Origin of the sequence: Micromonospora tarapacensis (assembly GCF_019697375.1) — a bacterium.
GTDB classification, from domain to species: domain Bacteria; phylum Actinomycetota; class Actinomycetes; order Mycobacteriales; family Micromonosporaceae; genus Micromonospora; species Micromonospora tarapacensis.
Genome location: NZ_JAHCDI010000004.1, coordinates 5595297 through 5614689, shown reverse-complemented (window position 1 = coordinate 5614689; position 19393 = coordinate 5595297). Strand labels below are relative to the sequence as shown.

Below are 19393 nucleotides of genomic sequence, written 5' to 3'. Positions count from 1 at the left end.
GCGGTTCACCGCGGCGCGCACCAGACCCGCGAAAGGCGACGGAGGTCTGTCACGTGAGCACGGTGGTCGTCAAACGACCCGCCCGGCAGCCGGAACCGGAGTATCCCTCCGGCGAGGTCCTGCTGGAGGCACCGCCCGAGGTGCCCGCACCCAGCGGCAAGGCCTGGGGGCAGATGATGATGATGCTGCCGATGCTCGCCGGATCCTTCGCGATGGCACTGATGTTCGCCGGCCGGGGCGGCTCGACCCTCGGCTACGTCACCGGTGGGCTGTTCGGGCTCTCTGCCATCGGCATGCTCGGCTCCCAGCTGACCAACAACTCCGGCGGCCCGGGCAAGCAGGAGATGCTCCAGAAACGCCGCGAGTACATGTCCCACCTGTCCCGCCAGCGCCGCCGGGTGCTCAAGACGGTCCGCAAGCAGCGCGAGGCCGCTTTCTACCGGCACCCCGATCCGGACAGTCTCTGGTCGCTGCCGCTGGGCCCACGGCTGTGGGAGCGCCGACGCGGTGACGTGGACTTCGCCACCGTGCGGATCGGGCTGGGGCCGCAGGAGCTGGCCACGCCGCTGGTGCCGCCGCCGGCCACGTCGCTGGAAAAGCTGGAGCCGATGTGCGCGCTGGCGCTGCGCCGGTTCCTGACCACCTACGGCGAGGTGCCGGACCTGCCGGTGACCATGGCATTGAACGGATTCGCCCGGGTGCACCTGCGCGGCGACGCCGACGCCGCCCGGGGGATGATCCGCGCGGTTCTCGCCCAGGCCACGGCGTTCCACGCGCCGGACGACATGCTCGTCGCGATCTGCGTGGCGCCGGACCGGCGGGCCGAGTGGGAGTGGACGAAGTGGCTGCCGCACGCCCTGCACCCGTCGCGCACCGACGCGCTCGGTCAGCTGCGCCTGGTGGCGCCCTCGGTGACCGGCCTGGAAGCAATGCTCGACGACGTGCTGGCCAGCCGGCCCCGGTTCAACGCCTCAGGTGGGGCACCGCACGTCGGCGGGCCGCACGTGCTGGTGGTCATCGACGGTGGCGACACCGCCGGTTCGGACCATCTGATGACCGACGGCGGAGTGGAGGGTGTCACCCTGCTCGACCTGTCCACCCCGGCGCCCCGCGTACTCGACCGGGCGCGGCTGGTGCTGGACGTCACGACGGACCGCCGGCTGCGCAGTACCACTGTGGACGGACCGGCGGAGATCGGTCGGGCCGACGGGTGCCAGGTGGCGGAGATCGAGGCGATGGCCATGCAGTTGGCCCCGCTGCGCCTGTCGGCCGCCTCCCGGGGCAGCGGCGACACCCCGCTCACCACCGAGCTGGGCCTCGCCGAGTTGCTCGACCTCGGCGATCCGTACGAGTTCGACGTCGACCGGGCGTGGCAACCGCGCCCCAATCGCGACCGGCTGCGGGTGCCGATCGGGGTGGGCACCGACGGCGGGCCGGTGGAACTGGATCTGAAGGAGTCGGCGCAGGACGGCATGGGCCCGCACGGGCTGCTCATCGGCGCGACCGGTTCCGGCAAGTCGGAGCTGTTGCGCACGCTGGTGCTCGCGCTGGCGGCCTCGCACTCGTCGGAGAGCCTCAACTTCGTCCTGGTCGACTTCAAGGGTGGTGCCACGTTCACCCGGTTGGACGGCCTGCCGCACACCAGCGCGGTGATCACAAACCTGGCCGACGAGTTGCCCCTGGTGGACCGGATGACCGACTCCATAAACGGCGAGCTGGTGCGCCGGCAGGAGTTGCTGCGCGCGGCGGGCAACTACGCCTCGCAGCGCGACTACGAGAAGGCCCGGGCGGCCGGTGCCCCGCTGACTCCGCTGCCGAGCCTGCTCATCATCTGTGACGAATTCTCCGAGCTGCTCACCGCGAAGCCCGACTTCATCGACATGTTCGTCCAGATCGGTCGGGTCGGCCGGTCGCTCGGCGTGCATCTGCTGCTGGCGAGCCAGCGCCTGGAGGAGGGGCGACTGCGGGGACTCGACACCCACCTGTCGTACCGGATCGGCCTGCGGACGTTCTCCGCGATGGAGTCCCGGGTGGTGCTCGGTGCCACCGACGCGTACGAGCTGCCCCGCTCACCGGGGCACGGCTACCTGCGCTTCGGCACCGAGCCGCTGGTGCGGTTCAAGGCCGCCTACGTCTCCGGCACCTACCGCAGCAGGACCGCCGCCGCGGTCGCGGCCGGCGACGGCGAGGACCGGGTACGCGAGTACAGCACCACCTACGTCGCGCCGCCGGTGACCCGCGCACCGAAGCAGGAGGAGGCGCCCGAGCCCGTCGACGGGATCGGCGAGAGTGTGCTGGACATTCTCGTCGGCCGGCTCGCGGGTCGGGGCAAGCCGGCGCACCAGGTGTGGCTGCCGCCGCTGGCCGAGCCGCCCACGCTCGACCAGTTGCTGCCCCCGATGACCGCGGATCCCAGCCGGGGGGTGACCGTGGCGCACGCCGGGCTGCTGGGCGAGTTGCAGGTGGCGGTCGGCATCGTCGACAAGCCCTTCGAGCAACGCCGGGACGTGCTCTGGTTCGACCTGGCCGGCTCGGCCGGCCACGCGGTCATCGTCGGCGGCCCGCAGAGCGGCAAGAGCACCGTACTGCGGACGGTCGTCACGTCGCTGGCGCTGACCCACACCCCCAGGGAGGCCCAGGTGTACTGCCTCGACCTGGGCAGCAGCGCGCTCTCCTCGCTGCGCGACCTGCCGCACGTCGGCTCGGTGGCGACCCGCCTCGACGCCGGCCTGGTCCGGCGTACGGTCGCCGAGCTGCAACTGCTGATGGGCGAACGGGAACGGCGGTTCGCCGAGCGCGGCGTCGACTCGATGACCGAGTACCGGCGGGCTCGGCGGCACGGCCAGCACAATGACGATCCGTTCGGCGACATCTTCCTGGTCATCGACGGCTGGGCGACGCTGCGGAGCGAGTTCGAAGACCTCGAACCCACCGTCAACGACATCGCCAACCGGGGACTCTCCTTCGGCATCCACCTGATCGTCACCGCCGGCCGCTGGATGGACCTGCGCCCGGCCGTCCGGGACGTCTTCGGCACCCGGTTGGAACTGCGGCTGGCCGACGCCGGCGATTCCAACCTGGACCGCCGGGCCGCGATGAACGTGCCGGAGAAGTCGCCGGGTCGCGGCATCACGCCGGCCGGTCAGCAGTTCCTGGCGGCGCTGCCACGGGCGGACGGCGCGCAGGAGGCGGAGAGCCTGTCCGAGGGGGCGCGCAAGCTGGTCACCGATCTGGCCGCCGCCTGGCAGGGCCCCGGGGCCCCGCCGATCCGGCTGCTGCCGCCGGTGGTGCCGTACGGCAGTCTGCCGAGCACCGGACGCCCCGGCGTGCCGATCGGCATTGCCGAGGTGGACCTCCAGCCGGTGCACCTGGACTTCGCCGCCGACCCGCACTTCATCCTGTTCGGCGACGGTGAGTCGGGCAAGAGCACCTTCCTGCGGGCGCTGGCCCAGGCCATCGTCGACGGCCATGAGCTGACCGAGGCGCGGCTGGTCCTGGTGGACTACCGGCGTAGCCTGCTCGGCGACATCGACACGCCGCACCTGATCGGGTACGGCTCGACGGCGCAGGTCACCGAGAGCATCGTGACCGAGGTGGCCACGGTGATGCGGGACCGGCTACCGCCGCCCGACATCAGTGCCGAGCGGCTGCGGGCGCGTGACTGGTGGAAGGGCCCGGACCTCTACGTACTGGTCGACGATTACGACCTGGTGGCCGGCGCCGGCAGCAACCCGCTGACCCCGTTGCTGGAATTCCTCCCCCAGGCCCGGGACATCGGCCTGCACCTGGTCATCGCCCGGCGGACCGGCGGTGCGAGCCGGGCGCTGTACGAGCCGGTGCTCATGCGGCTGCGTGAGATCAGCACGCCGGGCATCGTGATGTCCGGCAACCGGGACGAGGGGGTGCTGCTCGGCACCGTCCGGCCCGGGCCGCTGCCACCGGGCCGGGGCTGGCTGGTGTCCCGGCGTGGTGGCACCCGGCTGGTGCAGTTGGTGCACCTTCCGCAGCGCTCGTGAGGCGGTTCGGGGTTGCCCGATGCGGCTACCGTCGGCCAGAGTGGACTCACGCTGCGCGGCCACGGACGCCGACCCGTCGAGGAAGGAACCAGCCGCGCCGGCATCGTGTGAGCGATCGGGGGACGGACATGGGTGACGAGTGGCTCGTCGACGAACAGGTCGACGTCGACATCCAGCAGCTGAAGGACTTCGCGCTGGCCATCCAGAAGGAGCTGGAGACCAACTTCCGGCCCAGCTTCGACAACGGCCTGCGGCCCATGCTGACCGTGCAGACACCGTTCGGCGGCGGCGGGCTGAAGGAGGCCGCGTTCTTCCGGGGCCGACACGACGAGAGCCGCATGGCGGTGTCCCACCTGATGGGCGACGTGATGAAGGGCCTCGCCACGTTGAGCGTGGCCGCCACGTCCATCTCGGCCGAGTACCTCACCGGAGACGCGCTGGCCCAGGCCACCAACGAGGACGTGTACAACGCGTTCTTCGCCGTCGACGGCCAGGACACCCTGAGCGGGCAGTGGGAGCAGAGTGGGGAGAGCCCGACGGACGCGGTGCCCGAGGCGGCGCTGAACCCCGAGCCGATGAACCCCTACTACGGCATGGACTCGTGCCCGACCGGCGACCAGAGCGAGGAGGCTCCCGAGTGGGCCGGCGCCGAGGTCGTGGGCGAGGGCTCCGGGGCCTATCTGATCCACGGCGACGGTGAGCACATGCACGGCGATGGGCTACGGCTCGACCAGTCGGATCTTCGCTGACGGGCGGCACGGGCGGGACTGAGGAGCGGGGATGACCGGCGACTACTACGGCTGGCAGCCGAACAGCTACCAGATGTACTCGGGCGTGTCGGACGACTACGCGGCTGAGCGGGCCGCCCAGGCCACGCCGTACGAGCCGACGGCGTGGGACTCGGTCAACATCGAGCAGATGTGGGAGTACGTCCGCAAGGAGAGCGACGAACGGACCACGGCGCTCGCCGACATGTGGCGGCGGGCGGCCAGCCTGCTACAGGCCACCCGGGACAACCTCAAACGGCACGCCGACTCGCTGGACGCCCGGTGGCAGTCGCCCGCGGCACGCGTCTTCATGTCCCGCGTGGGCGCGACGCTGCACTCGCTCGACGAGTGGAAGGACGTGGCCACCAACAACGCCACCGGGCTGGACCAGGTCGCCAGCAAGATCGAGACCGCCCAGCGGGAGATGAAGACGCTCTGGCAGGAGTACCAGGCCGAACAGACCCGGCAGGGGGAGCGCCGGTCGGACGACGAGGGCTTCCAGGCGCCCGACCTCGTCGACTGGATGCCCGGCATCAACGGGAACGACGGCAGGTCGTACGAGGACGTGCAGAGCGAGTTCCACCAGCGCGCCAAGAACATCGCCAAGCCGCTGGCCGACCTCTACATCGACGTGTACATCTCCAACATCTCCCGCGGCGGCAAGTTCAAGGGCCCGACGGACGCGGTCATCAACACCCCCGGGAACGTGCCGGGCCCCGGCGTTCCGGGAGCACCCCCACCGGGCGCACCCGGGGCCGTCGCCGGGCCGAACCGGCCGAGCATGCCGCCCCGCGCGGATTTGCCAACCCGACCTGACCTGGACGCCACACCGCCCGGACCGACGGCCCCGCCGCCAGCCAACCTCCCGGAGGGCGTCGGTCTCGCTGGCGGCGCTGCCGCGCCGGTCGCCCCACCGCCGACCGCCCCGCCCGTCAGCACGGCACCGAACGCCCCGGCGACGCCCGGTCCGGCCGTGCCGCCGGTGACCAGGCCCGGGCCACGGCCGGTCACCCTGGCCGGAGCGCACCGAACCCGGGAGCGCGGCCGAACGCGCCACGGACGACCCTGCCGGGCTCCGGCGGTCCGCGCGGCCCGGCGCCGAACCGTCCCACGCTCCCCGGCGCCGGCGGCCCGGGCAGCGGGTCCGGAGCGCCGGGCGGCGGCCGCCGCGGCTCCGCGCCGAACCGCCCGACCCTGCCCGGCAACACCGGCACCGGGACGCCTGGCGGCGGCCGGGGCCGGCCGGGCACCGGAACCCGGCCGGGCACCCCGGCCACCCGCCACCGTCGAGCCCGCGACTGCCGGGCTCCACCGCCGGACCCCGCCCCGGTGCCGCACCGGGACGTCGTCCGGCCGCGCCACCGCCGAGCCTCGGCGGCCAGCGCGGTGCCGCGCCGGGCGGCCCGCCCCGGGCGGGTTCCCCGGTGACCGGCCGGTCCGGCCAGCCGCCGGCCGCCAAGCCCAGGGCCGCCGGTGCGCGACCCGATCTGAGCGGGCGTGCCGGAGCCGGCGCCGGCCGCCCGGCGCCCACCACCGGGCCGGCCCCGTCGCTGGGCGGCCGACGCGGCGGACCGGCCACGCCGGTCCCGCGCAAGGGCGCCCCGCGCGACGGGGAGCAGGAGACCTGGGAGTACGGCGACGGTGACGACGAATTGTGGGTCACCGAGTCGTCCGCCGCCGGTGTGGTCGAGGCACCCGCGGAACACCGGCCCGGCGAGCAGGGCAGAACGCTCGGCCAAGCCTGACCAGGAGCGGGCCGGTCACCCCACCTTGGGTGTCCGGTCCGTACCATGCGGTTACCGTTCATCCCCGGCCGTCCGACGCGACAACCCACAGAGGAAGGTTGACGGGCATGCGTGTCCTCACCCGATCGGCTACCGCTGCCGCGCTCGTCACCGCGAGCGTGCTGGCCGCCCTCACCCTGCCCGCCGCACCCGCCCTGGCGGATGCCGTCCGCGACGACTCGTGGCACGTGAAGGCCCTGGAGCTGACCGAACTCCATAAGATCACCCAGGGTGACGGCGTCATCGTGGCGGTGGTGGACACCGGGGTCGACGCGACGCATCCCGACCTGCGGGGAAATGTCCTGCCCGGCATGGACCTCTACGACGACGACACCGAGGGCCGCGTCGACCGGCAGGGACACGGCACCGGAATGGCCTCGCTGATCGCCGGTCACGGGCACGGCCCCGCAGGCCGCGACGGGGTGCTCGGCATCGCGCCGAAGGCCAAGATCCTGCCGGTGACCATCAAGAGCGAACGCAGCGCCGTGACCGCGCCGACGGCGCTCGCCGCCGGCATCAACTGGGCGATCGACGCCGGCGCCGACGTGATCAACGTGTCGCTGTCCAGCAGCTTCAACGAGGAGTTGAACCGGGCGGTCGAGCGCGCCTACCAGAACGACGTGATCGTGGTCGCCTCCGCCGGCAACGAGGATCAGATCCTGGTCGGCAGCCCGGCCTCGCATCCCGGCAGCATCGCCGTCAACGGCATCGATCGCAAGGGCGTCATCAGCGAGAAGGCGTCCGTGCCGGGGACTCCGGACCTACCGGTCAGCATCGCCGCGCCCGGCCAGGACATCGTGATAGCCGCCCCCGGCGGCCGGTACCGGACCGCGACCGGCAGCAGCACGAGCAGCGCCATCGTCTCCGGTGCGATGGCCCTGATCAAGGCCGAGTACCCCGACCTGAGCGCGTACCAGATGTTCCAGCGCCTGCTCGAAACGAGCAGAGACGCCGGCGATCCCGGCCACGACGACTACTACGGCTGGGGCGTACTCGACCTGCGCGAGGCGCTGACCGGCGAGCCCGACGGTCGCGGCAGTCGCACCGCGGCCACCGGCGAGCCCGACCTGGACGACCCGCTCGCCGCCGCCCGCGCCGCGGGGCGCGACGGCCCTGATATCGAGGAAATCGTGATCGTGGTGCTGGTGTGGGCCGCGATCCTCGCCATCCTCGTCGGCGGGGTGGTGGCCGTGGTCAAGCTCCGCCGTCGCGCACGTCGGCGCCGGCTGGCAAGCACCGCGGCGGAGCCCGCGTTCACCAACGCCGGTGCCGCGGGACAGCCAGCTCGGATCGCGCCTGACGGGCCGGCCGCTCCCGCTCCGACCGACGACGCGGCCTGGCGCCGCCCGGCGGAGTGACCAACGCGGTCGAAGGAGATCCATGCAGCCCACGGCACCGACTGCCGTATCCTCACCGGCGCCGCGGCGGCGACCGGTCGTCGTAACCCTCGCCATCCTGCTGATGCTGCCCGCGATCGTCATCTGGTTGATCGCCGGGATCGCCTTCTTCCGGGCGATGCTGCACACCGAGGGCGACGGGCTCGGCAAGATCCTGGTGGTCGGCATCGGCGCGGGGGCGCTCGCGATCGCCCTGCTTGTGGCCCTGCTCGCATCGCTCGGGATCCTCATGGCCTGGACCGGTGACAGCGCGGCAGGACTGGCCGTGCCGGCGGGTTTCACCTTCGGACTCTTCGTCGTCGTCATCGTCACGCTGCTGGCGCAGGGCAAGCTGGGCTACCACCCGACCATGGTGACGCCACTGGTCGTGGGTGGGCTCGCCGGTATGTCGCTCGCTCTGATCAAGAGCCCACCGGCCCGCGCCTGGTTCGCCGGCCGCCGCCGCTGACCCGCCCGGCCGCCGCCGCGCGGCGCGGTCCGCAAGGCCGGTGCCGCCGGTCAGGCCGGGGACCAGTGGCGGGCGGTCGCGTCGAAGCGGGCCAGCAACTCGTCGCGGCCGTCCTGGTGCAGGCAGCGCAGCTCGGTGCCGTCCGGTACGACCAGCGACTCCATCCGGGGTCGACCCTGGCCCCACTGTTCGGGCGTGGCCTCGCCGGGCGGCCAGCGCAGCACCGCCACCCACTCGTCGGACTCCTCGAAGGGTGAGCCCGCACCGAGCAGTCCCAGTCGCCGGTAGAGCCGGATCGGGGTGTCCCGCCCCGGGCCGTGCCAGGAGTGCACCAGCCCGGCCGCCCGGTCGTAGCCGTCGTCCAGGTAGGACGGCAGGTAGCGGTGCGGGATGACCAGTTGCAGCAGCAGCGGCACGCCGGGGTCGGGTCCGTCGTCGTCGGCGGGTTCCGTTGCCGGCCGTTGCGCCGGTACGCCCACCGTCGACGGGTCGGCGTAGGCGGCCGTCTCGCGGCGGCGCTGCTCCTGCTCGGCCGCCTCGGTGACCACCTCGCGCAGCTCGCCCAGCCAGTCGCGCAACGTCAACAGCGCCTCGCCGGGCAGCGCCGCGGCCAGCGGCGTCTCCGGGTTGAGCAGCAACTGCCAGGAGAGGTCCGGCCAGCGATCGGTCAACTGCAGGCTGCTGACCAGCACCAGATCCCGTTCGCCGAGCGACTGCCGCAGCCGCGCCTCCGAGGTGAACACGGGCAGGCTGACCCGGCCCTGCTCGTCGGGGAGGGTCCACCACGGGAACTCCGGGTCGGACAGGTCCCGTGTCGCCGGACCGCCCGGCCTCAGCGGCAGCACCAGTTCGGCCCGTAGCAGCACGGACATCAGGACGTCCGGGTCCTGCCGCAGGATGGCCTCGCGCAGTGGCCGCTCGGCCTCCACGGTCGGCGCGGCGAGCGTGCGCAGTTCGTCGGCGGTGAGCCGGACGCCGATCGGCAGCCCGGCGTCGATCGCCAGCACCCAGTCGTCGTCGGGCCAGTCGACGGCCAGGTCGGCCAGCCCCGACACCCGGTAGCTGACCGACTGTCCGGGCAGGCCGGCGGCGATCGCCGCGGGTGAGGTGTACGCGACCACGTGCGTCACCCCGTCGTGGTTGCCCGTCGGCCAGGCCGCCGGTTCCCGTCCCGCCGCCGCACCGGCCGACACCGGCACCAGCAGTGGACCGCTGGCGAGTTCGGTGAGGAAGCCCTCCCGGTCGTCGGCGTCGACGGCGGTCAGCAGAGCGCGTTCCGTGGCCGTGCTCGGCTGCCAGCCGGTCACCAGGTGCCGTCCGCGCGTACCCGCCGGGGATGGCGACCGAGGACCAGCGTGCTGAGCGCCTCGTCGAGACTCCCGCCGAGGAACCAGTCCCCGGTGTGGTCCAGCACGAACACCCGGCCCTGCTCGTCGACGGCGAGGATGCCGCGTCCGCTCCCCTCCTCGCCCAGCGGGCTGAGTGGCGCTCCGGTCGCCTCGGCCAGCTCGGCGAGCGTCGCCACGGAATGTCGCACCAGGAACGGATCGAGGTGGACGTCGCTCGGCGCGATCTGCTCGCCCTCGTCCTGCGGGCGGATCCGCAACCCACCGAACTCGGCGTACGCCTCGATCGCCGCGGCCGTCACGGTGTGCTGGCTGCCGTCCGGCGCGGCGTGGGCGGCGATCCGCAGCGCCCACTCGCGGCCCCGGCCTTCGTCGCGCCGTCCGGGCGACCAGCCGGCGGCGGCGAGGGCGTCGGCCACCGGGCGTGGAAAGCGTTCGCTCACGTCAGCGCCTCCATGCCGAACCAGTCGAGCAGGGCCGCGCAGGAGCGGCAGGGTGCCTGGACCGCGCCGTGGCGCGGATCGCCCTCCTCGCGCACTCCGGTCACCCGGATCTTTGCGCCCCACAGCAACGCGCGGGCGCGGGCGGGATCGAGCGGCGGGCCATCGGCTTCGGCGGCGTACAACCGGTCGGAGATCAGCACCGGCTCGGCACACCAGCCGGTGAAGCGTTCGCGTTGGGCGGTGGGCAGCCCGTGCAGGAAGCGCCGGATCACCGGGTGCAGGTCCGGTGCCACGTCGCCGCGTACCGAGGTGTGCGTGTGGACGGTGCCCTCGGCCAGCATCGCACCGGCCGCCAGCGGCAGCACCCGCAGCTGCGCCATCCGTCCTCCCAAATGCCGAAGCTCCCCCGACGAGCCTAACCAATCCGCCCCGCGAACCGGGCCCCGTCCCCATTGCGCCGATCATGAAGTTGTGGCACCCCACAAAGGCCGCGAATGCGGTGATGGCGCCTACCACAACTGCATGATCGGCGAGTTTGGGGTGGGGCGCATTTTGGGGCTCACGTGGGGTGGTCGGGCTGGGATATCGTCGGGGTCCAGCCCTCTTTGCCGTTCAGAGCCGGAGCCATGACGCGCACCCTTCTCGTCTCCCCGGACCAGCCCGGCGCCTTCCCGTCCATCGGGGACGCGCTGGCGGTGGCCGGCGACGGCACCGTCGTGTCGGTCAGCCCCGGCACCTACCACGAGGCGCTGTTCGTCAACGACCGCGACGTCACCGTGGTCGCCGCGCAGGGCACGGGCACGGTCACCATCGACGCCTCCGCCGGAACGTATCCGACGGTTTCCTGCAACTCGGGGCGGCTGGAGCTGCGCGACCTCGCCCTCAAGGCGGGTGACGCGCCGGTCGTGGTGGCCGACCGGGCGAAGCTCACGATGACCGGGTGCGGGCTGACCGCCGGCTTCGGCGCGGCGATCCAGGTGACCGGCCGCTCGGAGTTCGTGCTGACTCGCTGCCGGGTGGCTGGTGGGCGCTACGGCCTGGTGGTGGAGGATTCCGAGGGCAGCGTCGAGGGGTGCGAGTTCACCGATCTCAGCGAGGACGGCATCATCGTGCGGATCGGTGCCGCACCGACGATCCGGACGAGCACGGTGGCCCGCTGCGGCAACCGTGGCATCTACGTCTATCAGTACGGCCGGCCCATCATCGAAGCCTGCGACATCTCCCAGACCACCCACGCCGGGGTGGCGGTGGTGCACCAGAGCGCACCGGTGCTCCGCCGCTGCCGGATCCGCGACACCGGTGGCCCCGCGGTCTCCTTCGCCCGTGGCTGCCACGGCACGGTCGAGGAGTGCACCACCGAGAACACCGCCCAGCCGGCGATCGAGGTCGCCGAGGGCGCCAACCCGACCGTCGTGGCGGGCACCGCCAACCGGAAGGCCGCCTTCGGGGCCGACGCCGCCCGCGCCGCCACCGTTCAGGACACCGCCCGGGTGGAGAAGCTGCTTGCCGAGCTGGACGCGATGGTCGGCCTGGAGTCGGTGAAGGACGAGGTCCGGGCCCTCATCGACGAGATCCAGGTCAACGAGTGGCGGCGCACTGCCGGCCTGCCGGTCGGCACGGTCAGCCACCACCTGATCTTCGCGGGCGCCCCCGGCACCGGTAAGACCACCGTGGCGCGCGTCTACGGTGACCTGCTGGCGGCGTTGGGCGCGCTGCCCGGCGGCGCGTTTCGCGAGGTGTCCCGGCGTGACCTGGTCGGCCAGTACATCGGCCACACCGCCGAGAAGACCGCGGCAGCGTTCGAGCAGGCGCGCGGTGGCGTCCTCTTCGTCGACGAGGCGTACACCCTGTCGCGCGCCTCCGGCAGCGGGGGGGACTTCGGCCAGGAAGCCATCGACACGCTTGTCAAGCTGATGGAGGACCACCGTGACGAGGTCGCGGTGATCGCCGCCGGCTACACCGGCGAGATGGTGCAGTTCCTCGACGCCAATCCCGGTCTGGCCTCCCGATTCGCCAAGACCGTCGAGTTCGGCAACTACTCGCCCGAGCAACTTGTCGTCATCGTGGAGCGGATGGCCGGCGGTGACGAGTATCTGCTCGCCGACGGCGTCTCCGAGGTGCTCCGGGAGCATTTCGGCACCGTCGAGCGGGACCAGAACTTCGGCAACGCCCGCGAGGCCCGCAAGCTGTTCGAGGGTGTCCGCAAGGCGCAGGCACAGCGGCTACGGCAGTCCGGCCAGCGCCCCAGCCTCGACGAGCTGCGTACGGTGACCGTCGCCGACGTGCGTGCGGCGATCGGACGTTGACGATGCCGCGCCGGTCAGAGAGGGACGTACGGTGACGCATCCGGGTGCGGCCCAGCCGGGCGAGCCGGCTTGGCAGCAGCACCAGGGGACGGCACCCGCGCCGCAGCAACGGACGGTGCAGCCACCGCAGCAGGCCGGCGTGCCGGCTCCGACGCTGGGCGGGACCGGGCCGGGGCACAGCTGGGCTGCCCAGCGCGGACCGGGACGGGCCACCGTCGGCACCGCGTACACCAGCCAGGTCGCCGCCGCGGCACCGAGCGCAGCACCGGTGCCCGTCGCCCGTGCCGCGCAGGTCCGGCCCGCGCCGCAGGCGCAACCCGCGGCTCAGGCCCAGCCCGCGGCGGAGGCCGCCGCGGCGAACCCGGCCGTACGCCCGCACCGGCGGCAGCTCCGGATCGCCGGCATCCACGTCGCCCAACTCGTGGCCTGGCAGGCCGGCGCGGCAGCGGTCCTGGCGGCCACCCCGCACGGCGCGCCGCTGACGGTCGCCGTGGCCGTCGGCGTGGTGCTGCTGCTCGCACCGACGGCGCTGCGACACCGGGGGCGGTGGCTCCACCAGTGGCTGGCCGTCTGGTGGGCCTACCGGGGGCGACGCCGCCAGCTTGCCGCAACGGGGCCCGATGCCGCCTGGCAACTGCTGACCCATCTGGAGAGCAGCGTCGAGCTGGATCAGGTCGAGATCGACGACCAGCCGGCCGTGCTGCTGACCCACCGGAGCGGGCTCAGCGCGGTGCTGGAGGTCGACCCGACCGAGGGCGCCCTGTTGATGGGCGCGCCGCAGGCCCTGCCGTCGGCGGTGTCGCTGCTGCCCGCCGCCGACGCGAAGACGCCGGCCGTGACGGTGCAGGTGCTGGTCCAGGTCACCCCGGCGCCGCGCGCCCGCTCGGCGGCCGTGGACCGGGCATACCGCGAACTGACCAACGGGGTGGTGCCCGCGAGCCGGCAGGCGTGGGTGGTGCTCCAGGCTCCGCGTACGACGGACTTCCACGCCGACCGCGACCTGCGTCCGGCGCTCACCGCGGCGATCCGCCGGACCCGCCGTCAACTACGCCAGGATCGGGCGTCCGCCCGCCTGCTCAACCGGGACGAGGTGCTCGCGGCCGTCGCACACCTGGCCCACCTCACCTTGGGCCCGGTGATGGGTGCGGATCGGCCGCTGGCCCGGGAGAACTGGCGGAGCTGGTCGGCCCAGGGCACCCCACAGAGCTGCTACCGCCTGCGCGCCTGGCCCGGTCAGCCGTGGGAGGTGGACCCACTGCTGCGCGGGTTGCCCGCCGCGGCCGGCGTGGTGTCCATCGCGGTCGCGCGGGAGAACGATCGGCCCGGTGTCGACGACGCCGTGGTGGAGGTGGCGTTCCGGCTCATCGGAGCCGACGCCGCCGCACTCGCCGCCGCCGATCGGGCGCTCGACGAGGCGATCCGCGGTCACGGCGGTCGCCTGCAACGACTCGACGGCGAGCACGCCCACGGTGTGGCCGCCACCCTGCCGTTCGGAGGCTTCCTGCGGTGAACAGCGTCGGTTTTCCCGCCAGCCGGATGGGCTTGCACGTCGCCGACGGGGCCACCGTCGCCGGGCTGAACCTGGTCGCCGGGGGTGGCGGCCTGGTGGTCGGCCGCAACCGGCAGCAGGAGCCGGTGGGGCTGCGGATGTTCCGGGCCGAGCCGACCCGGCTGATGCTGACCGGCGGGGTACGCGCGGCCGAACTGCTCGCCTTCCGGTCCCTGGCGCTGGGCACCCGGCTGTTCATCCAGACCGCCCGGGAACAGGAGTGGGACGCCTACCTGCGGCGCTGCGTCATCGGCCGGGAGATCGCCTCCTTCCTGCCGCCCGGGGTCGCTCCCCCGGTCCCGGCCACCCCGACCGAACCTCAGCTCGTGGTGATCGACACCGGCCCGGTGGCCGGCGCGGACACCAGTCTCAGCGCACCCTGGCGGGCCACCCTGGTCGTCCGCGACGATCTGGCCGGCTGGGACGTCGAGGTGCTGGTACGCAGCGACATCGTGCTGCTCCAGCGGCTCACCGCCGCCGAGGCGGCCACGGCCGCGACCGCCCTCGGGCTGGTCAGCGTGCAGAACTGGTTCACCCAGCTGCACCCGGAGATGGTCGGTCTGATCACCAAGGGCAAGGTGCAGTGGGTGATGCTCAGCATGACCGGCACCGAGCGGCACCTGATCGGCCCGGTGGCCCGGGGCAGCTGAACCGCCGGCCGGACATCCGCTCGTCGCGACGAATGCCGGTTTAGGTACACCCGGTGGCTCCCGCCTGGACACCGCTGCCGCTTATCCTCCAGCGGTCTACTCCCTCGGAGGCCGCTTACATGTTGCGAACAAGAAGCACACGACTAGTCACGATCCCGGGCGTACTGGTCACCGCCGCCGCGCTGACCCTGTCCAGCGGCACCGCCGCCGTCGCCGAGCCGGCGTCGACGACGCCGTTCATCAGTGAGATCCACTACGACAACGCCGGCACGGACACGGGTGAGGCGGTCGAGGTCGAGGCGCCGGCCGGGTACGACCTGACCGGCTGGCAGATCGTCCTCTACAACGGCGCCAACGGCACGGCCTACAGCACCAGGACGCTGAGCGGCGTGGTTCCGGCGGCGGGCGTGGTCGTCGAGTCGTACCCGACGAACGGCATCCAGAACGGTGCGCCCGACGGCATCGCGCTCGTCGCGCCCGGCGGCGACGTCGCGGAGTTCCTCAGCTACGAGGGGACCTTCACCGCGGTCGGCGGGCCGGCGAACGGCCGGACCGGCGCCGCCCTGGGCGCGCAGGAAACCGCCTCGACTCCGGTTGGCCACTCTTTGCAACGGGTCGACGGCAACTGGCAGACCGCGGCGCCGCACAGCTTCGGTGTCCGCAACGGCACCCCCGATCCCGATCCCGATCCCGACCCGACCGGCTGCACGGTCACTGTGGACCACACCATCGCCGAGGTCCAGGGCACCGGCAACGCCACACCGGTGGCGGGCACCCGGGTGACCGTCGAGGGCATCGTCACCGCCGACCACCGCACCGGTGGCTACAACGGGGTGTACGTGCAGACGGCGGGCAGCGGCGGGGACCGCGCCGTCGCGGGCGGTACCGCCTCGGACGGCATCTTCGTCTACCTGACCACCAACACCGCCAACCACCCGTCCGTCGCGATCGGCGACCGGATCCGGGTCAGCGGCACCGCGAGCGAGTACAACGGGCTCACCCAGGTCACCATTGCCGCCAGGGGCGACGTCCAGGTCTGTGCGCAGGACGTGCCGCTGCCCGCGCCGGTCCCGGTCGAGCTGCCGCTGGACGAGGCGGCCCGCGAGTCGGTGGAGTCGATGCTGGTGGCGCCCGTCGGCCAGTACGCCGTCTCCGAGGTCTACAACACCAACCGGTACGGCGAGGTGGTGCTCGCCGCGGGTGACCAGCCGGCCCGGACCCCGACCGACGTGGCCCGGCCCGGCTCCACGGTCGCCCAGCAACTGGCCGCCGAGAACAGGCTGCGCCGGCTCCTGATCGATGACGGCAGGACCACCAACCTGGCCACGGCCGGGCTGCTGCCGCCGTACGTCTCCCCGGCGAACCCGCTGCGGGTCGGCGACTCGGTGGAGGCGTTCGGATCATCGGTGCTCTCGTACGGCTTCAACGAGTGGCGTCTGCAGCCGACCCTCCCGGTCGACGCGGACACCCCGCCGGCCGCCCGGACCACCTTCAAGGTCACCAACCCGCGTACCGCCGCGCCGGTCGACGTCGGCGGCGATCTGCGGGTGGCCAGCTTCAACGTGCTGAACTACTTCGTGCACTTCGGTGGGGACGCACGCGGCGCCGCCGACGAGGCCGCGCTGGCCAAGCAGGAGGCGAAGATCGTCTCGGCGATCACCGCGCTGGACGCCGACGTGGTCGCGCTTGAGGAGATCGAGAACTCGGTGCGGTTCAACGCCGAGGACCCGCAGCAGGCACTCAAGCGACTTGTCGCCGCCCTGAACACCGCCGACGGCGCAGGCACCTGGGACTACGTCCGCACTCCGGCCGAGCTGCCCGGCGCGGCAGAGCAGGACGTCATCACCACGGCGATCATCTTCAAGCCGGCGAAGGCCCAGCCGAAGGGTCCGTCGCGCTCGGTCAATGACGAGACGGTCTGGTTCAACGCCCGCGAGCCGATCGCGCAGGCGTTCACCGCCGGCCCGGTCGACTTCGTCGTGGTCGCCAACCACTTCAAGTCCAAGAGCGGCGCCGGCACCGGCGACAACGCCGACGCCGGGGACGGGCAGGGTAGCTGGAACGGCGACCGGGTCCGGCAGGCCCGGGCGCTGGCCGCGTTCGTCGACCAGGTGAAGGCCGACAGCGGCACCTCCGACGTGCTGCTGCTGGGTGACTTCAACGCGTACACCCACGAGGACCCGATGCAGGCCCTCTACGACGAGCAGTACCTCAACCTCAACGACACCGGCCGGACGAGCTACGTCTTCAATGGTGAGTCCGGCTCGCTCGACCACGCGGTCGCCTCGCCGTCGCTGGCGGCCCGGGTGACCGGGGTCGACGTGTGGCAGATCAACGCGGTCGAGTCGTACGCCTTCCAGTACAACGGCCTGCCCGAGTTCTTCGCGGCGGACCCGTACCGGGCCAGCGACCACAACCCGCTGGTGGTGGGGATCAGCACCGGGCCGAATCCGGTGGACCTGCAACTGCTGAGCATCAACGACTTCCACGGCCGACTGGAGTCACCGGCCACGGTGGACGGTCAGCCGGTCGGCGGTGCCGCCCAGGTCGCCGGCCTGGTGGGTCAGCTGCGGGCGGAAAATCCGAACACCGCGTTCGTGTCCGCCGGTGACAACATCGGCGCGTCCACCTTCATCTCGGCGATCGACGACGACAACCCGACGATCGACGCGTTGAACGAGGCCGGCCTGCTCGTGTCGGCGGTGGGCAACCACGAGTTCGACAAGGGCATGGCGGACCTGACCGGCCGGGTGGCCGACCGGGCCGACTTCCCGTACCTGGGTGCCAACGTGTACCGGGGTGACACCCGGGCGCTGCCGGCGTACTCGGTCGACACCATCGGCGGGGTCCGGGTCGGTTTCATCGGCGTGGTCACCGAGCAGACCGGATCACTGGTCAGCCCGGACGGCATCGCGGGCCTGACCTTCCGCGACCCGGTGGTCGAGGCCAACCTCGTCGCCGGTCAGCTCAAGGACGGCAATCCGGACAACGGCGAGGCCGACGTGGTGGTGCTGCTCGCGCACGAGGGTGCCGCGACGGAGCACATCGACTCCCCCGAGGCGTTGGCGAACGACCCGGTCTTCGGCAAGTTCACCCGGGCCGACGCCACCGTCGACGTGATCTTCAGCGGGCACACCCACCAGCCGTACGCCTTCGAGGTCCCGGTTCCGGGCACGGACAAGCTGCGTCCGATCGTCCAGGCCGAGGACTACGGCAAGCGCCTGGGCAAGGTCACGCTGACCTTCGACCCGGAGGCGGGGGCTGTCACCTCCGCCGATGCGTCGCTGGTCGACGTGGTCGGCGCGCCACAGGACCCGGCGGTCGCCGAGATCGTGGCCATGGCCAAGGAGAGGGCCGCGGAGCTGGGCCAGCAGCAGCTGGGTGAGATCACCGCGGACATCCGGCGGGCCTACACCGACGGCAACGAGGACCGGGGCAAGGAGTCGGTGCTGGGTAACTTCATCGCCGACGTGCAGCTTGCCGGCACCAGTGACGCCGGCCGGGGCGGGGCGCAGATCGCGTTCATGAACCCGGGCGGGCTACGGGCCGACCTGCTGTACGGGACCGACGGCACGGTGACCTACGCCGAGGCGTTCGCCGTCCAGCCGTTCGCGAACGACATGATCACCAGGACCTACACCGGCGCCCAGATCAAGCAGGTGCTGGAGGAGCAGTGGCAGCCGGCGGGCGCGTCCCGTCCGGTGCTGTGGTTGGGCGTGTCGGACGGCTTCAGCTACACGTACGACCCACAGGCCGCCCAGGGCTCGCGGATCACCTCGATGCAGTTGGACGGCACGCCGATCGAACCGGCGGGCAGCTACCGGGTGACGGTGAACTCGTTCCTCGCCGCGGGTGGCGACAACTTCACCACCCTCGCCGAGGGCACCGATCCGGTGACCACCGGGGACAACGACCTCACCATGCTGGTGAGCTACTTCTCGGCGAACTCGCCGGTCACGGCGGACACCGAGCCGCGGTCGACCGTCGGCCAGGGCGGGCCGCAGTGCACCACGACGATCACCGGCCGACACAACAGGCCGCTGATCGTCACCACCGGCCTGACCTGCGTGGAGAACGCCACCATCTCCGGTCCGGTATCGATCGGCGCGGGCGCCTCGCTGCGGGTCACCGGTGGCACCATCCGGGGTCCGGTCTCCGCCACCCGTCCGGTGCTGTTCGAGCTGTCGGACGCCACGGTGTCGGGTCCGGTCACGGTGGCCGGCGCCACCGGCGACCTGAAGATCAGCAAGAGCAAGGTCAACGGTCCGGTGTCGCTCGTCGCCAACCTCGGTGGGGTGCGGGTCGACACGCTCACCGTCAGTGGCCCGGTCAGCGTGACCGGCAACGCCGGCAGCCGGCCGGTGGTGGTCGCCGCGAACACCATCAACGGGCCGCTGGCCTGCTCGGGTAACACCCCGGCGCCGGTGAACGAGGATCGGGCCAACACCGTGCGGGGCCCGGCGTCGGGCCAGTGCGCACGCCTGTGACCGGTTAGCGGAACCGCCGGTCCGCGGTCGGAGTGCTCCGACCGCGGACCGGCCACCCGGTCGGTCCGGCTGCTCTGCCCGGCCTGCCCGCCGGTGGCCAGCCGTTCCACCAGGACGGTACGTAGCCCCTCCGACGCCCCGTACACGGCGGCACCCAGCCCGGCCGGCCCACCGCCGACGACCACCAGGTCGTAGAAGTC

The 19393-nt window shown here is 72.5% G+C and carries 12 protein-coding genes; 9 read left to right on the top strand and 3 right to left on the bottom strand.

What is annotated here, in order from left to right:
- Window positions 1-53: 53 nt before the first annotated feature.
- From eccCa to KIF24_RS31880, 5 genes are all read left to right on the top strand, one after another.
- On the top strand, window positions 54-4016 hold the full coding sequence (gene eccCa, locus KIF24_RS31900) for a type VII secretion protein EccCa (RefSeq protein WP_221087188.1): 3963 nt from the start codon (window positions 54-56) through the stop codon (window positions 4014-4016).
- 128 nt (window positions 4017-4144) lie between these two features.
- Complete coding sequence (locus KIF24_RS31895; RefSeq protein WP_221087187.1) at window positions 4145-4765, top strand: hypothetical protein; 621 nt, start codon at window positions 4145-4147, stop codon at window positions 4763-4765.
- Window positions 4766-4796: 31 nt separating this feature from the next.
- Window positions 4797-6428 (top strand): WXG100-like domain-containing protein, encoded by a 1632-nt coding sequence (locus KIF24_RS31890; RefSeq protein ID WP_221087186.1) that lies wholly within the window; start codon window positions 4797-4799, stop codon window positions 6426-6428.
- A 207-nt stretch (window positions 6429-6635) separates the two neighbouring features.
- Window positions 6636-7925 (top strand): type VII secretion-associated serine protease mycosin, encoded by a 1290-nt coding sequence (mycP, locus tag KIF24_RS31885; RefSeq protein WP_221087185.1) that lies wholly within the window; start codon window positions 6636-6638, stop codon window positions 7923-7925.
- A gap of 22 nt (window positions 7926-7947) precedes the next feature.
- Window positions 7948-8412 (top strand): hypothetical protein, encoded by a 465-nt coding sequence (locus KIF24_RS31880; RefSeq protein WP_221087184.1) that lies wholly within the window; start codon window positions 7948-7950, stop codon window positions 8410-8412.
- 50 nt (window positions 8413-8462) lie between these two features.
- Here KIF24_RS31880 and KIF24_RS31875 read toward each other — a convergent pair whose 3' ends face one another.
- The 3 genes from KIF24_RS31875 to KIF24_RS31865 are packed head-to-tail and all read right to left on the bottom strand — an operon-like array spanning window position 8463 to window position 10581.
- Window positions 8463-9722 (bottom strand): SseB family protein, encoded by a 1260-nt coding sequence (locus tag KIF24_RS31875; RefSeq protein ID WP_221087657.1) that lies wholly within the window; start codon window positions 9720-9722, stop codon window positions 8463-8465.
- Window positions 9716-10201, bottom strand: a complete 486-nt coding sequence (locus tag KIF24_RS31870; protein ID WP_221087183.1) for an SUKH-3 domain-containing protein — start codon at window positions 10199-10201, stop codon at window positions 9716-9718. Before KIF24_RS31870 ends, KIF24_RS31875 begins: the two co-directional genes overlap by 7 nt.
- Window positions 10198-10581 (bottom strand): YwqJ-related putative deaminase, encoded by a 384-nt coding sequence (locus KIF24_RS31865; RefSeq protein ID WP_221087182.1) that lies wholly within the window; start codon window positions 10579-10581, stop codon window positions 10198-10200. The genes KIF24_RS31870 and KIF24_RS31865 overlap by 4 nt, the downstream gene beginning before the upstream one ends.
- Window positions 10582-10827: 246 nt before the next feature.
- Between KIF24_RS31865 and KIF24_RS31860 the strand changes: the two genes are divergently transcribed.
- From KIF24_RS31860 to KIF24_RS31845, 4 genes are all read left to right on the top strand, one after another.
- Entirely contained in the window at window positions 10828-12507 is a 1680-nt protein-coding gene (locus KIF24_RS31860) for a right-handed parallel beta-helix repeat-containing protein (protein ID WP_221087181.1), read from the top strand.
- A gap of 31 nt (window positions 12508-12538) precedes the next feature.
- Window positions 12539-14017 (top strand): type VII secretion protein EccE, encoded by a 1479-nt coding sequence (eccE, locus tag KIF24_RS31855; RefSeq protein WP_221087180.1) that lies wholly within the window; start codon window positions 12539-12541, stop codon window positions 14015-14017.
- Window positions 14014-14706 carry a hypothetical protein gene (locus KIF24_RS31850; protein ID WP_221087179.1) on the top strand — a complete coding sequence of 231 codons (693 nt, stop codon included), beginning with the start codon at window positions 14014-14016 and terminating at the stop codon, window positions 14704-14706. Before eccE ends, KIF24_RS31850 begins: the two co-directional genes overlap by 4 nt.
- Before the next feature lie 119 nt (window positions 14707-14825).
- Window positions 14826-19193, top strand: a complete 4368-nt coding sequence (locus KIF24_RS31845) for an ExeM/NucH family extracellular endonuclease (protein ID WP_230416021.1) — start codon at window positions 14826-14828, stop codon at window positions 19191-19193.
- Window positions 19194-19393 lie beyond the last annotated feature (200 nt).

What these genes read in the sequence shown, in the direction of transcription:
- KIF24_RS31895 (WP_221087187.1), top strand. Translation starts at nt 4,145, where the DNA reads ATGGGTGACGAGTGGCTCGTCGACGAACAGGTCGACGTCGACATCCAG.
- KIF24_RS31890 (WP_221087186.1), top strand. Translation starts at nt 4,797, where the DNA reads ATGACCGGCGACTACTACGGCTGGCAGCCGAACAGCTACCAGATGTAC.
- mycP (WP_221087185.1), top strand. Translation starts at nt 6,636, where the DNA reads ATGCGTGTCCTCACCCGATCGGCTACCGCTGCCGCGCTCGTCACCGCG.
- KIF24_RS31880 (WP_221087184.1), top strand. Translation starts at nt 7,948, where the DNA reads ATGCAGCCCACGGCACCGACTGCCGTATCCTCACCGGCGCCGCGGCGG.
- KIF24_RS31865 (WP_221087182.1), bottom strand. Translation starts at nt 10,581, where the DNA reads ATGGCGCAGCTGCGGGTGCTGCCGCTGGCGGCCGGTGCGATGCTGGCC.
- KIF24_RS31860 (WP_221087181.1), top strand. Translation starts at nt 10,828, where the DNA reads ATGACGCGCACCCTTCTCGTCTCCCCGGACCAGCCCGGCGCCTTCCCG.
- KIF24_RS31845 (WP_230416021.1), top strand. Translation starts at nt 14,826, where the DNA reads ATGTTGCGAACAAGAAGCACACGACTAGTCACGATCCCGGGCGTACTG.